Origin of the sequence: Clostridium sp. KLE 1755 (assembly GCF_000466465.2) — a bacterium.
In the GTDB taxonomy this organism is placed as follows: domain Bacteria; phylum Bacillota; class Clostridia; order Lachnospirales; family Lachnospiraceae; genus Eisenbergiella; species Eisenbergiella porci.
Window position 1 is genome coordinate 160,965 of sequence record NZ_KE992777.1, and the last position, 15,053, is coordinate 176,017.

Below are 15,053 nucleotides of genomic sequence, written 5' to 3' on the forward strand. Positions count from 1 at the left end.
GGCTTGCAAGAGCCTCGTGGATTGAAATTTCTCTTGCTTTTCTGTTACTTTCCTGCCACTCCGGTCGAGGCTTGTAAGAGCCTTGTGGATTGAAATCCTTCATTAATGAAACAATCTGCCCAGACGCTGCCAGTCGAGGCTTGCAAGAGCCTTGTGGATTGAAATGATTTTGTAATAGGTGTATATCCACCACTACAATGTCGAGGCTTGCAAGAGCCTCGTGGATTGAAATGGACTATATGGATAATCATGAAAAAAAGTAAATACGTCGAGGCTTGCAAGAGCCTCATACATTAAGATATACAGTCTCACATACCTATAATAAAAATGGAGGAAACAGGTAATTAATGAAGGAGCGAATAAAAACTATAGTTTTCTGGATTTTGCTGGCTTTCACTGCAGCAGCGGCTATGGTAACTCCGTGGGCCTGTGCAAATAAAAAAGAAAATAATTCTGAAAAGGAAACAATGGTGGAGAGTCAGGAAGCGGCTGAAGGCATGCTTGATGGTGCCGGGTTGAACAACGTAGGGTTTGCAAAAAGCCTGGATGGCGAAAATGTAGAAAAGGCACAGGAACAGGCGGAACGAAGCATAGTCCGGCTGGATGTGCAGGGAAACGGCGCAGAGTATTTCGGAAGCGGCGTAATCTGGGATGTTACGGAGGAAGGGATAATAATTGTGACCAGCAGACATTTGCTGGAAGAAGGGGAATTGCTCCGGGTGGTTCTTCCGGACGGAAGGGAGACTTTCGGGAAGACGGAGGGCCTATGCCAGGTTAAGGATATTGGTTTTGTAGTAGTGCCGGAGGATTTACCGGAAAAAGAAAAAGTGAATGGAGCTTCCTCTGATGCAGCGGAAAAGACAATGCTGGTGGTCAGTCTGCATCAGAGGATTTTTGATACCCTGGATGCGGAAAGTCCCCTTGTGGTGCTGGGATGCTCTGAGGACGGTGTGGGAGATGAGGCCAGACATGCTGTTTTAAAGGATAAGGCATGGTTCCGCGAGGAGTTTGGAAGCGATATCATGGTCCTGGAATGTGAGGCAAAACCCGGAATGTCAGGGGGCGGTGTTTTTGATGGTAATGGAAATTTTGTGGGTATGCTGGGGGGCGGCAGTGGAAATGACGCGGCGGCGCTTTCTATGGAGACGGTAAATGAAGCATATGAGGAAGTATTTGGAAGAATGAGGAGCACTGAGGAATATTAAGCCGCCTGATGGGAAAAGCTGGAATTAACATAAATTTTATAATATGTGTGGAACTATTGCGTTTTATTATCAGTTCACGAATTCGGGCATGCATGAGAGTTGACAAGTTGAGGAAAACGGGGCAAAATATAGAGGATGCGATCAAAGGCATCCTTATGATATAAAATAGCCGCAGGCTGAGCTGAGAATACAGGCCGGGACCCGGGCCTGGTGTTTGCAGGCTTAAGAGCCGTCACAGCGGAGAGAGAGGTGTAATATGACAAAAATAGATATTTTCTCAGGTTTTCTGGGAGCAGGAAAGACTACATTAATTAAGAAGCTTTTGAAGGAAGCCCTGGCAGGAAGCCGGGTAGTACTGATTGAAAACGAATTTGGTGAAATCGGCATTGACGGCGGTTTCCTGAAAGAATCCGGCATTGAAATCAAGGAGATGAATTCCGGATGCATCTGCTGTTCTCTGGTAGGCGATTTTGGGACATCCCTGAAGGAGGTTATGGATACGTATCATCCGGAACGGATCCTGATTGAGCCTTCCGGTGTGGGCAAGCTTTCCGATGTGGTGAAGGCGGTACAGAATGTGGACATGGGAAGCGAGGTAACAATCAACAGCGCAGTTGCAGTGGTGGATGCTTCCAAGTGCAGGCTGTATATTAAGAACTTCGGTGAATTTTTCATCAATCAGATAGAACATGCGGGAACCATTATCCTGAGCAGGACGGATGTGGCATCAGAAGCGAAGATACAGCAGGCTGTGGAGCTGATTCGTGAGCACAACAGCAAAGCGACGATTATTACCACTCCTATTGAGCAGCTGGACGGAAAGGATATCCTCAAAACAATTGAAGGCGGCGAGGATTTGGAAAAGGAGCTGATGGAGGCGGTCCTGAAGGAACAGGAGTCCGGCCATCACCATCATCACGACGGGGAGTGCTGCCATGGAGAGCATGAGCATCATGACCATGAGCATTGCGATCACGATCATGAAGGGCATGACCATGAAGGCCATGAGCATTGCGATCACGATCATGAAGACCATGGCCATGAAGGCCACGATCACGAAGGCCATGACCACGGCCACCATCACGATCACGGCGAAGGCTGCAGCTGCGGCTGCGGACATGATCATGACCACCATGATCACCATCATGCGGACGAGGTGTTTACCAGTTGGGGAACCGAAACGCCTGCATCCTACACGAGGGATGAGATTTCCGATATCCTGGAAGCGTTGGAGGATGAGAAGAAATACGGCTTCGTACTCCGTGCAAAGGGCATGGTGCCTGCAGGGGACGGAACCTGGGTATACTTTGATTATGTGCCAGGCGAGAGCAATGTAAGAGAAGGAAAGCCGGACGTAACCGGAAAATTCTGCGTAATCGGATCCAAGCTGAACGAAGCGGCGCTGGCGGAGCTTTTTGACAGAAAATAAAGCAACGCACGATTACTGTGAAGGAACGGAACAGCTGTAAAAGTAATTGTGAAGGCAACGGGCAGTTACAAAAAATTAAGATAAGAAAATGGCAGGCCTGAAGGGTTCCCTTCAACCTGCTGATTGATGCAGTATCGCAGGCAGGCCTGCGGTATGCAGGAGGGATAATTGTGAAACCTGTATATATCATTAATGGTTTTCTGGAAAGCGGAAAGACAGAATTTATTACGTATACGCTGGATCAGTCTTATTTTCAGATCAAGGGAAAGACACTGCTCATTCTCTGTGAAGAGGGCGAAAATGAATATGATCCGGCGCTTTTGAAGCGCAGCAACACAGTGATGGAGCTTATCGAAAACGAGGAGGATTTTACCCCGGAGAACCTGTTGAACCTGGAGAAAAAAATCAAACCGGAACGCATCATCATAGAATACAACGGCATGTGGAACTTTAAAAATATGAAGCTTCCCTGGCACTGGCGTGTGGAGCAGCAGATAACCACAATAGACGCGTCCACCTTCTCCATGTATTTTACCAACATGAAGTCTCTGCTTGCGGAAATGCTCCGGAATTCGGAGATGATTATTTTCAACCGCTGCGACGGGCTGGAAGATCTGAACAGCTATAAGCGCAACGTAAAGGCCATCAACCAGCAGGCGGACATTATTTTTGAAGATAGCAATGGTGAAATTGACGAGATTTTCGAAGAAGACCTTCCGTTTGATTTAAACAGCGATCCCATTGTACTGGACGATATGGGATATGGAATCTGGTATATTGATTCCCTGGATCATCTTGACCGTTATGTGGGAAAAAATGTGCAGTTTACGGCGATGGTCATGAAGCCGGACGGGTTCCCCAAGGATCATTTCGTGCCGGGCCGCATGGCGATGACCTGCTGTGCGGAAGATATGGCTTTCCTGGGCTTTGTCTGCATTTCCAGGGATGCGGACAGCTTTAAGGAACAGGACTGGGTGAAGGTGACCGCGAAGGTTTCAAAGGAATACTGGGCTGATTACGGCGGAGAGGGACCTGTGCTCCATGCCACCAGCGTGGTGAAGGCCAAAGCGCCCAAGGAAAAAGTCATCAGCTTTGTTTAATCAGGGGGACAAATGTCGGCTGAAACAGAAAAAGATCTGCAGCAGTTAAAGAAACGTTTTCTGGAACTGGCAGAAAAATCATACAGACAGAATATTTTTACTTTTACAGGCTTCCTGTCCATGGCGGAGCAGGAAGCCTTATTTGAAGCGATGAATACGCAGAAGGGCTATTCCTTCAGCCTGTGGGGCGGCAGCGAAGGCTGTGAAAGGCAGATGGCCCGCTTCGGCTCTCCGGAAGAGCTGGGATATGAGGAACCATATCCCATAGAGACACTGAAGGTCAGCCCGCTATTGGAAAAATTTGCGGATAATTTTACCCACCGGGATTTTCTGGGAGCTGTGATGAACCTGGGAATTGACAGAAGTACGGTGGGCGATATTTTTTTGGAAGGCAGGCATGCGTGGGTTTACTGCACCCAGCGGATCGCGCCCTGGCTTTGTGAGAACCTGACGAAGGTAAAGCATACCAATGTGCGCTGTGAGACGGCGGCGGAGGGGATGGAAGCGCCGGTGAGGGAACCGGAAAGGGTTTCCCTGATCATTTCCAGCGAACGGGCGGACGCCATTCTTGCCAGGCTGTACCAGCTGTCCAGGAATCAGAGCCTGGAGCTCTTCCGGACAAAAAAGGTATACATCAATGGAAGGCTTTGCGAAAACAACAGCTGCCAGCTCAAAAGCGGGGATATGGTGAGCGCAAGAGGCTACGGACGGTTCCTTTACTACGGTGCTGCCGGGGAAACCAGAAAGGGCAGGCTGAATGCCGCGGCGGGAGTTTACCGCTGAAAGCCTTGAGAATACGAGGGAGGAAACAGCATGTATCACTATACATTGTCACAGTGGCTTTTCTTTTTTTATTTTTACTGCTTTTTCGGATGGTGTTTTGAATCTACCTATGTATCTATCTGTCAGAAAAAACTGGTGAACCGGGGATTTATCCGCGGGCCTTTTCTTCCCCTGTATGGTTCAGGAGCGATTATGATGCTCCTGGTATCCAGCCCCATGAAGGGAAATCTGGTGGGGATATATATTGCCGGCTGTATCGGCGCCACCGTACTGGAATATGTAACAGGGGTGGTGATGGAGGCGCTGTTTAAGGTGCGTTACTGGGATTATTCCCATAAAAAATTAAATTTCCAGGGGCAGATATGCCTGGAATCCACGCTTTGCTGGGGGCTTCTCACGATTTTAATGACACAGTTCATCCATAAGCCGGTGGAGCATATCGCCATGTTGATTCCGCATAAAGTGCTGCTGCTTGTTGTTGCGGTGATATCATTATACTTTATCGCCGACTTCGTTACTTCCTTCCAGGCTGCCATGGATCTGCGCGATATCCTTGTTAAGGCGGAACAGGCCAAGCAGGAGCTGGAGCGGATGCAGAAGCGTCTGGACGTACTTATCGCCGTGGCAAACGACGAACGGGAAGCCAAGAAGGAAAAACGCCTGGAGCGCAGGGAAGAGCTTGTAGGCACAATAGAAGAGGCCTTTGCCCAGCTTCGTGAAGCGCTTCCTGCTTCCGAGCTGCTGAAGGAAAAGAGAGAAGAAATACTGGAGCTGCGTGACAGATTTATCGGAAACAAACGGGTGGGAGAGGAAAAGGAGCAGTCCTTTATCCATAACTTCATCAAGAGAAACATGCTGAAGGGCAACCCCACCATGACTTCCCATAAATTCCATGATACACTGGAGGAACTGAAAAAATCTGCTTCTGAATATAGAAGAAAACGGTAACTGTAAAGAATACGGACAGTTACAGAAAAGGAAAAAAATGAAGAAACGACTGACAGCGATAATAGTCCCGCTGATTCTGTGTTTTCTTACGGTCCTGACTCTGGCCGGCTGCGGTGCGGCAGGGCAGGAAAAGGAGTCCGCCCGGACGGCTCCCGACGGCAGGCCCAAAATACAGGTAATTACCACTATATTTCCACCATATGACTTTGTCCGTCAGATAGGCGGGGATTATGTGGAGGCGGATATGCTGCTCAAACCGGGAATGGAGGCTCATTCCTATGAGCCTACGCCCCGGGATATCATAAGGATAACGGAGAGTGATCTGTTTCTGTATGCCGGAGGAGAATCTGACGTATGGGTGGAGGAGCTGCTGGAAGGCAATGATTCCCGTGTCCACGCCCACAGCCTTCTGGAATGGGTGGAGCCTTTGGAAGAGGAAACCGCGGAGGGTATGCAGTCCAGGGAGCACGATCATGACCATGAAGAAGAGGCGCTTAAAAATGGGGCGGCTGAAGAGACGGCCGGCGGAACAGAGGCTTTCGCAGAGGATGCAGGCGTGCATCTGGAGGAAGGGGAATATGATGAGCATGTATGGACCTCCCCTGCCAACGCCATTCTGATTGTGGAAAAAATCCGGGATACGCTCATCTCCATCGATCCTGACCGCGCCGGAATTTATGAGGAGAATGCCAGGGCCTATCTGGAGCAGCTGCGCAGTCTGGACAGCGATTACCGCCGGGTAATAGGAGAGGCAAAGCGACATACGGTAATCTTTGGGGATCGTTTCCCCTTTCTCTATCTGGTGAAAACCTATGGCCTGGATTATTATGCGGCTTTTCCCGGCTGCAGCTCTGAAACGGAGCCGAGTGCGGCGACCATCGCCTTCCTTACGGATGAGGTGAAGGAGGAACATATTCCGGTGGTATTTTATCTGGAGCTTTCCAATGCCAAGGTGGCGGATGCCATAGCTGAGGTAACCGGGGCCAGGACCGCCATGCTGCACTCCTGCCATACCCTTACCAGGGAAGAAATGCAGCGGGGGGAAAATTACCTTTCGCTGATGCGGCAGAATCTGGAGCAGCTTAAACTGGCGCTTAACGAATAATTGTAGCGGCCCTGCCTGCATCCGGCGAAGGACAGCCAGCCGGCCCTGAAGCGGCGGCCGAAAGGAATGAAAATGTCTTATATAACCTGTAAAAATGTATCATTTGCATATGAAAACCAGATTGTGGTATCCGGCCTTGATTTTCAGGTGAACGCAGGAGATTACCTGTGTATCATCGGAGAGAACGGCACCGGGAAAACAACGCTGATCAAGGGCCTTCTGGGATTGAAAAAACCAGCGGGCGGTGAAATTGTCACGGGAGACGGGCTGAAGGCCACGCAGATCGGCTATGTGCCCCAGCAGGACGCGGTGCAGAAGGATTTTCCTGCATCCGTCTATGAGGTGGTGCTTTCCGGCTGCCTGAACAGCCGTGGCATGAAGCCGGGCTTTGGTGCGGCGGAGAAAAAAAGAGCGGTTGATAACATGGAGCTTCTGAAAATCGGTGATTTGAAAAACAAGAGCTTTCAGGATCTCTCCGGCGGCCAGCGGCAGCGAGTGCTTCTGGCCCGTTCTCTGTGCGCCACCAAGCGGCTGCTTTTACTGGACGAACCGATTACCGGGCTGGATCCGGTGGCGACGGAGGAATTTTACGCCATGCTGGATGATCTGAACGGAAACCACGATATTACGATTATTATGGTTTCCCACGACATCAGGGAAGCGGTGGAGCATGCGGATCATATTCTGCACCTTTCCCATGGCGGCTACTTTTTCGGAACCACACAGGACTATGGGAAGAGCGGCTTCGGGAAAAAATTTCTGGGAGGTCTGGCGGATGCTTGAATATATTGTTGAAATGTTTTCATACCCTTTCATGCAGCGGGCGTTCCTGGTTGGTATCCTGGTGTCGCTGTGCGCGTCCCTTCTGGGGGTCAGCCTGGTGCTGAAGCGCTATTCCATGATTGGGGACGGCCTGTCCCATGTGGGCTTCGGCGCGCTGGCGGTGGCTTCCGCGCTGAATATGGCGCCTTTGGCGGTGGCGGTGCCGGTGGTAATCCTGGCCGCTTTTATCCTGCTTCGCTTAAGCGACAACGGAAGGCTGAAGGGAGACGCCGCCATTGCGATGATTTCCACGGGCGCGCTGGCGGTGGGCGTTATGGTGGTGTCCGTGACCACGGGAATGAATTCGGATTTGAACAGCTATATGTTCGGATCGATTCTTGCCATGAGCAAAAACGACGTGGTGTTGAGCGTAGTGCTGTCCGTTATCGTGCTGGTGCTCTATCTGCTGTTTTACGATAAGATTTTTGCCGTGACCTTTGATGCGGTTTTTGCCAGGGCTACGGGAATCAGGACCGGCCTTTACAACATGCTTCTGGCAGTGCTCACCTCGGTGACGGTAGTGCTGGGCATGCGGATGATGGGGGCGCTCCTGATTTCCAGCCTGATTATTTTCCCGGCGCTCACCGCCATGCGGGTGTGCAAGCGCTACCGCAGCGTGATTCTTTGCGCGGTGGCCGTATCCGTCGTCAGCTTTATCCTGGGAATGACCGTATCCTTCCTTCTGGCAACGCCGGCGGGGGCGAGCATCGTCATTGTGGATATTTTGCTGTACTTTATTTTCTGGCTGGCCGGCGCGGTGCGGGGAAAATAATCGGGCTTTACGGACGCCTTTCAGCGTTGGGAGCGCGGGTTCGTCCCGAATTCCTTTTTATGCATTCTGTAGAAATGGGCATAACTGTTAAAGCCTGCGTTGGTGCTGGCTTCCAGCAGGGACTGCCCTTTTTTGTGCAGCTCGTTTGCCAGTAGCAGCCGTTTGTGGTTCACATACTGGTTGATGGTATAACCTGTTATTGTCTTGAAAATCCGGCAGAGATGATATTTATTGATAAAAAATGTCTCCGCCAGGCAATCCAGGGAAAGATCACCGGTCAGGTTTTCATTGATGTGGAGCAGAATATTTTTAACCCGCTCATCCTCAACCGTGGGGAGGGTCAGCGGCTCACCGATATGGTTTAACAGATACAGGAATTCCAACAGCACACATCTGGCAATTTCAAAGGCGCCCTCCTGAAGATACCGGTTGACCTTCATAAGCAGCTGGTACATTTCCCTGTCCACAATTTCCGCAGGGATCTGGCAGCCCATGCCCAGGGAACGATTCCGGAAGAAGGCCTCCAGCTCCCCGCACCGGTTCCTGTGGAAAAAATCCAGGCTGATAAAAATAACGATTCTTTCATATTTATCAGAAGACAGAAACACGTTATGGTGCATTTCATAAGGCCTGGCAATAAAAATATCGTGGGGATGCGCCCTGTAAATATTCCCTTCTATATGGAATTCCGCATTCCCCGAAAGAAACAGATCTATTTCATACAGGTTATCATGATTATGCAGCTTGAATTCCGCATCATTTTTCGGTGTGTTATCTATATTATATACAAAATCATAGCCGAATTCGGAATCCAGCTGGTAATATGCGGTTATAATTTCATCGACCATCCATATGTCCTCCCTGCGGCAGTGGCTGCCGCGCCTGGCTGCAAGGGAAAACAAAAGGGACACGCATATCTCCTCCCGGCGCAGACGGCTTCACGGCTATAATAAAACAGTATGATACACGGGGAAATGAAAGTCAAGCAGGTGGAAAAATGGCGGAACTGTTACTGGAATTGTTTGGCAGGATGCGATATAATGATCTTCGGAATGTGTGAAGGGAGGAAAGGCATGAAAATCGAATTGCAGAATCTCACTAAAAAATTTCCAAACAGGAACAGAAAAAATCCCGGTGAGGTCATCGCCGTCAATGATTTTACCTTTGAAATACCCGACGGACAGTTAATCGGTCTGCTGGGACCGTCGGGCTGCGGGAAGAGCACCACGCTGAATCTGATCTGCGGCCTGGAAAAGCCTACGGCCGGAAAGATATTCTTCGGCGGCCGGGACGTGACCGCACTGCCGCCGGAGCTGCGGGGCGTGGGCATGGTATTCCAGAATTACGCGCTTTATCCCCATATGACAGTACGGAAAAATATCCTTTTTCCCCTGGAGAATCTGAAGGGAAAGGACAAGCTGACCCAGGCTGAAATGAACAAAAGGGCGGAGGATGCCGCCAGGCTGGTGCAGATTGACGAATTGATGGACCGCAAGCCCGGGGAGCTGTCCGGCGGCCAGCAGCAGCGTGTGGCCATCACCAGGGCTTTGGTAAAGCTGCCCCAGGTGCTTTTGCTGGATGAACCTCTTTCCAACCTGGATGCCAGGCTGCGCCTGCAGACCAGGGAGGAAATCCGTAAAATACAGAGAGCAACGAAAATCACCACGGTGTTCGTAACCCATGACCAGGAGGAGGCCATCAGCATTTCCGATCTGATAGTGGTCATGAAGGACGGGCTTCTGCAGCAGATTGGAAAGCCCCAGGAGGTCTATGACAATCCGCAGAACCTGTTTGTGGCAAAATTCCTGGGGACACCGCCCATCGGTATTTTCCGGGGCGAAGTCCGCAGCGGCAAGCTCTATATCGGCGGCATACCGGTGCTTTCAGTGCCCGGGGCGGCGGATGGTAAGGTGCTGGCCGGAATCCGTCCGGAGGGCTTTTTGCTCCGGGAGGACGGGCCTCTTTGCTGCAGCCTTGCGGGCGTGGAGGTGATGGGCCGTGAAAGCAGCGTCGTAGCTTCTCACCCGGACTGCGAAGCCGCTTCCTTCCGTGCGATTGTGGATGCCTCGCAGCTGGCTGACCCGGATGCAGAGAAGGTCCGTTTTGCCCTGAAACCTGAAAAAGTATATTTATTCGACCCGCAGACGGAAGCACGTATTCCCTTTCAGGTCAGATAAAAGGAGCCGCTTATGAACCGACATGGCATGAAAGCCTGGCTGTATCTTCTGCCGGCGCTTTTATTTCTCAGTATATTTATGATTTATCCGCTGATTGACGTGTTCGTCTATTCCGCGGAGGAGGGGTATAATTTCGCCTCCCAGACCTATTTCGGGACAGGCCTTTATAATTATTCCTATGTGCTGCACGATCCTTATTTCCTGCAGGCCGTAAAAAACACCTTCCTTCTGGTTATCATCACCGTTCCCCTCTCCACGGGGCTTGCTCTTCTGATTTCCCTGGGCTTAAGCTCCATCAGGGCGCTGCGGGATTTGTACCAGACCGTTTTTTTCCTGCCCTATGTGACAAATACGCTGGCGGTGGGCCTGGTATTTATGATTCTGTTCCAGAAGACAGAATATACCGACGGGCTCATCAACCTGCTGATTGGCTTGTTCGGCGGCCCGTCCGTTGATTTTATCGACGGCCCCTACTGGGCCAAGATGTTTGTCCTGTGTTTTTATACCATATGGGTGGTCATGCCCTTTAAAATCCTGATCCTGACCAGCGCGCTGGCCTCCGTAAACCAGGATTATTATAAGGCGGCCCGGGTGGACGGCACCTCAAAGCTGCGTACCTTTACGCGGATAACCCTGCCCATGATTTCCCCTATGGTTTTTTATCTGGTAATCACCGGCTTCATCGGCGCGTTCAAGGCGTACAGCGATGCGGTGGCACTGTTCGGCACGGATCTGAATGCGGCGGGCATGAACACCATTGTGGGCTACGTCTACGACATGCTCTACGGCGACAGCGGCGGCTTCCCCTCCTACGCCTCGGCGGCGGCCATTATACTGTTTGCCATCGTCCTTACCATTACCTGCATCAATCTGCTGGTGAGCAAAAAACACGTTCATTACTGAGGAGGCCGGATTTATGGATAATCAGACTGATTTTGAAAAAATTGAACTGAGGGCCGGACGGCGGGCGCGGATCGGACGGATCGTGACGTATGTGCTGCTTTCGCTGTGGGGAATTATCGTCCTGTTTCCTTTTTACTGGATGCTCCTGACCTCAGTGAAGAGCTATGGCTCCTATAATGCGGAGCGCATTCCCGCCTTTTTCACCCTGTCGCCGACCATGGAAAACTACGCCGATGCATTTACGCAGGTGCCTCTGGGCGGCTACCTCGTGAATACGGTGATTTTTTCGGTCATCACTACGGCGCTTATGGTAGTGGTCATCACTTTGGCGGCCTTCGCCTTCGCGCGGCTGGAATTCAGGGGGAAGAACGTAATTTTCACGCTCTTTCTTTCCCTGATGATGATTCCCAGCGAGCTGGTGGTTATCACCAACTTTGCGACCATCACCTCCTGGGAGATGCGCAATACTTTCATGGGACTGATCCTGCCGTCGGTTACGTCGGTTTTTTACATCTATCTGCTGAAGGAAAATTTTGAGCAGGTGCCCGATGAGCTGTACCGGGCGGCAAAGGTGGACGGCACCTCGGATTTCAAGTTCCTCTGGAAGGTTATGATTCCCATGTGCTGGCCGACGCTGATAACCATCATCATCCTGAAGGTAATCGAGTGTTGGAATTCCTACGTATGGCCGCGGCTGATTACGGACGATCCCGCTTACTATCTGGTCAGCGGCGGAATCCAGGAAATCCGGGAAAACGGCTTCGGACGCGAGAATATCCCGGCAATGATGGCGGCGGTTGTGGTGGTTTCCATTCCCCTGATCCTGCTGTTTTTAGTATTCCGGAAAAAAATTATGGCCGGAGTGTCACGGGGAGGGCTGAAGGGATGATGCGCTTATTTAAGAAGGGCCGGGCGGGTACGCTTGCCGCGGCTGTGCTGACAGCCTCCGCGCTCCTGCTTACCGGCTGTCATGGTTCCAGGGAAAACACGGACTTTACGGTGCCGGAGGCCTTTGATGCCGCAAAGCAGCATGAGATTACCTTTTGGGCGAAAAACGATACCAATAAGAGGCAGACGGATATTTATAAAAAGGCGATTGAGGATTTTCAGGAGCTCTATCCCAACATCACGGTACACCTGCGGCTGTACACGGATTACGGGAAAATATATAACGATGTCATAACCAATATTTCCACCGGGACCACCCCCAATGTCTGCATCAGCTACCCGGATCACATTGCAACCTATCTCACCGGAGACAACGTGGTGGTTCCCCTGGACGGCCTGTTTTCGGATGAAAAGTACGGGCTGGGCGGCAGTGAAGTGAGGTTTGATTCTCCAGTGCAGGAGGAGCTGATCCCACAGTTCCTGGAGGAGTGTTCCTTTGGCGGCCGCCATTATGCCATTCCCTATATGCGATCCACGGAGGCCTGCTATGTGAATAAGACCTATGTGGAGGCCCTGGGCTATACCCTGCCGGAAACGCTGACCTGGGATTTCATCTGGGAGGTTTCCGAGGCCGCCACGAAAAAGGATGCGGACGGGAATTTCCTCGTCAACGGACAGAGTGTGATGATTCCCTTCCTCTATAAATCCACGGACAATATGATGATTCAGATGCTGAAACAGAAGGGGGCGGGGTATTCCACGGAGGACGGCCGGATTGAGCTGTTTAATGATACGGCCAAAGAGCTTCTGTATACCATCGCGGGACATGTGAAAAGCGGCGCCTTTTCCACTTTCAAAATTTCCAGCTATCCGGCTAACTTCTTAAATGCCGGGCAGTGCATTTTTGCCATAGACTCCACTGCGGGCGCTACCTGGATGGGGACCGATGCGCCTCTTACCGATATCAGTGAAGAAGCCCTGGTGGATTTTGAAACCGAGGTGATGATGATTCCGCAGTTTGATCCCGCGAATCCGCAGATGATTTCCCAGGGGCCTTCCGTCTGTATCTTCAATAAGGAGGATCCCCAGGAGGTCCTGGCGTCCTGGCTTTTTGCCCAGTACCTGCTTTCCAACGGGGTACAGACGGCCTATGCGGAGACGGAAGGGTATGTGCCGGTTACCAGAACCGCGAGGGAATCCAAAGAGTATCAGGACTATCTGTCCCGGGCCGGTGAGGACAATGATAATTATTATGACGTGAAAATCAAGGCTTCCCAGCTTTTGCTTTCCCATACGGACGATACCTTCACCACGCCGGTATTCAACGGCTCCGCTTCCCTGCGGGACGCTGCCGGACAGCTGATTGAGAATGTGGCAAAATCCGCCAGGAGGAAGGAAGAGATCAACGATGCCTACATGGACAAGCTTTTTTCCGACGTGACGGCCCTTTACCACTTAAATGAACGTGCCTCACAGACCGCCGGAAAAACCGATCTGGGTCTGCTTCCGGGCACTGCCGTGGCGCTGCTTTCCTCCCTTGCGGCGGCCTGGATACTGATTTTGGCCTATCTGATTGTTGGATGGAGAAGAAAAAATGAGACATGACCATTGATTTCTTTTATTTTTAAGCTATAATAACTCATGAAGGGGCTTGGAAAACCTGAGTTCCTGCAGCTTTTAAAACTTTATTCACAAAGGAGAGAATTATGAAAAAGACTATCGTTCTTGCGCTTGCGCTTTCCATGGCACTGGCCGTTGCCGGCTGTGCAAAGACAGGGGAGCCGGCGGCAACCGCTGCTTCAGAAGCAGTGAGCACCACAGCAGAGACCGCTCAGGAAGAGAGTACGCCGGCGGCTGCAGTGGAAGAAACCACAACGGTGGCTGAGACGGTCACCACAGACAGCGCAGATGCCGCTGCCGGGGTTATGACCTATGAAGAGTATATGGCTGCCGATCTGGATTCCCAGGTGGTAATCGAGACTTATGTCCAGGCAAAGCAGTCCTGGTGGGAGGATAAGGCCACCGTTTACAGCCAGGATAAGGACGGCGCTTATTTCCTGTACAATATGGCATGCTCAGAGGAAGATTATGAGCGTCTTGTTCCGGGAACCAAGATCCGTGTAACAGGCTACAAGTCAGAATGGTCCGGAGAAATCGAGCTGATGGATGCAACCTTTGAATTCGTGGAAGGGGATGAGTTTATCGCCGACGCGCTGGATGTTACCGATATGCTGGGAACCGACGGCCTGATCGACCATCAGAACCAGTTTGTTACCTTTAAGGGCATGACGGTAGAGGCTGCCGGACAGGATGCCGACGGCAATGATGTGGCTTACCTGTATAACTGGGACGGTTCCGGTACAGAAGGCGACGACTTATATTTCAACGTTTCCTATAATGGAGAAACCTACACCTTCACCGTGGAATCCTACCTGTGTGACAAAACAACCGATGTATACAAGGCTGTACAGTCTCTGGAAATCGGCCAGACCGTTGACATGGAAGGTTTCCTGTACTGGTATGAGGGCGTAAATCCCCATATCACTTCCCTTACTGTAGTTAAATAAACAGAAGCCCGGGGCTTAAGCAGTAAGATAATGCGCCTCCCGCCGTATTTTCCGGTTTTTCGCCGGAAAGGATATGGCGGGAGGCTTTTTTTGATCCGGAACAGGGAGAAGGAGCAGCCCTGATGGTAATCAGCGGATGAATGGGAAGGCGGTTGAAGCTGTAAAGCCAAAGTACGAAGTGAATATAAAAGTGTAAATATAAAGTAAAAGTATAAAGCCAGAATATAAAGTAAAAATATATAGTCAGAATATAAAGTCAAGATACGCAATGTTTTTGCCAATAATGTTGCAGAAAAATACCCGCTTTATGATATGATGAAAATATCATAACTGTTCAGCAGGTCAGCGCATTTA

14 protein-coding genes are annotated in these 15,053 nt (G+C 50.8%); 13 read left to right on the forward strand and 1 reads right to left on the reverse strand.

Annotated features, from left to right (window positions below):
• Positions 1-347: 347 nt before the first annotated feature.
• The 8 genes from HMPREF1548_RS26290 to HMPREF1548_RS26325 all read left to right on the forward strand — a co-directional run bounded on the left by HMPREF1548_RS26290 (position 348) and on the right by HMPREF1548_RS26325 (position 8,164).
• Entirely contained in the window at positions 348-1,205 is an 858-nt protein-coding gene (locus HMPREF1548_RS26290; protein ID WP_021639845.1) for a S1 family peptidase, read from the forward strand.
• 256 nt (positions 1,206-1,461) lie between these two features.
• Positions 1,462-2,634 (forward strand): CobW family GTP-binding protein, encoded by a 1,173-nt coding sequence (locus HMPREF1548_RS26295; RefSeq protein WP_021639847.1) that lies wholly within the window; start codon positions 1,462-1,464, stop codon positions 2,632-2,634.
• A gap of 170 nt (positions 2,635-2,804) precedes the next feature.
• Positions 2,805-3,734: a TIGR03943 family putative permease subunit gene (locus tag HMPREF1548_RS26300; protein ID WP_021639848.1), complete on the forward strand. Its 930-nt coding sequence runs from the start codon at positions 2,805-2,807 to the stop codon at positions 3,732-3,734.
• Between the two features lie 12 nt (positions 3,735-3,746).
• Positions 3,747-4,517, forward strand: coding sequence for a YlmH/Sll1252 family protein (locus tag HMPREF1548_RS26305; protein ID WP_021639849.1), 771 nt, complete (start codon positions 3,747-3,749; stop codon positions 4,515-4,517).
• A gap of 30 nt (positions 4,518-4,547) precedes the next feature.
• Complete coding sequence (locus tag HMPREF1548_RS26310) at positions 4,548-5,465, forward strand: putative ABC transporter permease (RefSeq protein WP_035324043.1); 918 nt, start codon at positions 4,548-4,550, stop codon at positions 5,463-5,465.
• 37 nt (positions 5,466-5,502) lie between these two features.
• Complete coding sequence (locus tag HMPREF1548_RS26315; RefSeq protein ID WP_021639851.1) at positions 5,503-6,570, forward strand: metal ABC transporter substrate-binding protein; 1,068 nt, start codon at positions 5,503-5,505, stop codon at positions 6,568-6,570.
• Positions 6,571-6,636: 66 nt separating this feature from the next.
• Positions 6,637-7,353 (forward strand): metal ABC transporter ATP-binding protein, encoded by a 717-nt coding sequence (locus HMPREF1548_RS26320; protein WP_021639852.1) that lies wholly within the window; start codon positions 6,637-6,639, stop codon positions 7,351-7,353.
• Entirely contained in the window at positions 7,346-8,164 is an 819-nt protein-coding gene (locus HMPREF1548_RS26325) for a metal ABC transporter permease (protein ID WP_021639853.1), read from the forward strand. The genes HMPREF1548_RS26320 and HMPREF1548_RS26325 overlap by 8 nt, the downstream gene beginning before the upstream one ends.
• 20 nt (positions 8,165-8,184) lie before the next feature.
• On the opposite strand, the gene HMPREF1548_RS26330 is transcribed toward HMPREF1548_RS26325, so the two are convergent.
• Entirely contained in the window at positions 8,185-9,012 is an 828-nt protein-coding gene (locus HMPREF1548_RS26330) for a helix-turn-helix domain-containing protein (protein ID WP_021639854.1), read from the reverse strand.
• A 225-nt stretch (positions 9,013-9,237) separates the two neighbouring features.
• On the opposite strand from HMPREF1548_RS26330, the gene HMPREF1548_RS26335 reads away from it, so the two are divergent.
• From HMPREF1548_RS26335 to HMPREF1548_RS26355, 5 genes are all read left to right on the forward strand, one after another.
• Positions 9,238-10,341 carry an ABC transporter ATP-binding protein gene (locus HMPREF1548_RS26335; RefSeq protein WP_035324141.1) on the forward strand — a complete coding sequence of 368 codons (1,104 nt, stop codon included), beginning with the start codon at positions 9,238-9,240 and terminating at the stop codon, positions 10,339-10,341.
• A 12-nt stretch (positions 10,342-10,353) separates the two neighbouring features.
• Positions 10,354-11,244 carry a carbohydrate ABC transporter permease gene (locus tag HMPREF1548_RS26340; protein ID WP_025491393.1) on the forward strand — a complete coding sequence of 297 codons (891 nt, stop codon included), beginning with the start codon at positions 10,354-10,356 and terminating at the stop codon, positions 11,242-11,244.
• 13 nt (positions 11,245-11,257) lie between these two features.
• Positions 11,258-12,133 (forward strand): carbohydrate ABC transporter permease, encoded by an 876-nt coding sequence (locus tag HMPREF1548_RS26345; protein WP_021639857.1) that lies wholly within the window; start codon positions 11,258-11,260, stop codon positions 12,131-12,133.
• Positions 12,130-13,737, forward strand: a complete 1,608-nt coding sequence (locus HMPREF1548_RS26350) for an ABC transporter substrate-binding protein (RefSeq protein WP_021639858.1) — start codon at positions 12,130-12,132, stop codon at positions 13,735-13,737. Before HMPREF1548_RS26345 ends, HMPREF1548_RS26350 begins: the two co-directional genes overlap by 4 nt.
• Before the next feature lie 101 nt (positions 13,738-13,838).
• The gene (locus tag HMPREF1548_RS26355; RefSeq protein ID WP_021639859.1) at positions 13,839-14,699 is read left to right on the forward strand and encodes a hypothetical protein; all 861 of its coding nucleotides are present in this window, start codon (positions 13,839-13,841) and stop codon (positions 14,697-14,699) included.
• The last annotated feature ends 354 nt before the right edge of the window (positions 14,700-15,053 follow it).

Coding starts and splice junctions, on each gene's coding strand:
- HMPREF1548_RS26330 (WP_021639854.1), bottom strand. CDS start 9,012: ATGGTCGATGAAATTATAACCGCATATTACCAGCTGGATTCCGAATTC.
- HMPREF1548_RS26295 (WP_021639847.1), top strand. CDS start 1,462: ATGACAAAAATAGATATTTTCTCAGGTTTTCTGGGAGCAGGAAAGACT.
- HMPREF1548_RS26350 (WP_021639858.1), top strand. CDS start 12,130: ATGATGCGCTTATTTAAGAAGGGCCGGGCGGGTACGCTTGCCGCGGCT.
- HMPREF1548_RS26310 (WP_035324043.1), top strand. CDS start 4,548: ATGTATCACTATACATTGTCACAGTGGCTTTTCTTTTTTTATTTTTAC.
- HMPREF1548_RS26320 (WP_021639852.1), top strand. CDS start 6,637: ATGAAAATGTCTTATATAACCTGTAAAAATGTATCATTTGCATATGAA.
- HMPREF1548_RS26305 (WP_021639849.1), top strand. CDS start 3,747: ATGTCGGCTGAAACAGAAAAAGATCTGCAGCAGTTAAAGAAACGTTTT.
- HMPREF1548_RS26315 (WP_021639851.1), top strand. CDS start 5,503: ATGAAGAAACGACTGACAGCGATAATAGTCCCGCTGATTCTGTGTTTT.
- HMPREF1548_RS26290 (WP_021639845.1), top strand. CDS start 348: ATGAAGGAGCGAATAAAAACTATAGTTTTCTGGATTTTGCTGGCTTTC.
- HMPREF1548_RS26345 (WP_021639857.1), top strand. CDS start 11,258: ATGGATAATCAGACTGATTTTGAAAAAATTGAACTGAGGGCCGGACGG.
- HMPREF1548_RS26325 (WP_021639853.1), top strand. CDS start 7,346: ATGCTTGAATATATTGTTGAAATGTTTTCATACCCTTTCATGCAGCGG.
- HMPREF1548_RS26340 (WP_025491393.1), top strand. CDS start 10,354: ATGAACCGACATGGCATGAAAGCCTGGCTGTATCTTCTGCCGGCGCTT.
- HMPREF1548_RS26355 (WP_021639859.1), top strand. CDS start 13,839: ATGAAAAAGACTATCGTTCTTGCGCTTGCGCTTTCCATGGCACTGGCC.
- HMPREF1548_RS26335 (WP_035324141.1), top strand. CDS start 9,238: ATGAAAATCGAATTGCAGAATCTCACTAAAAAATTTCCAAACAGGAAC.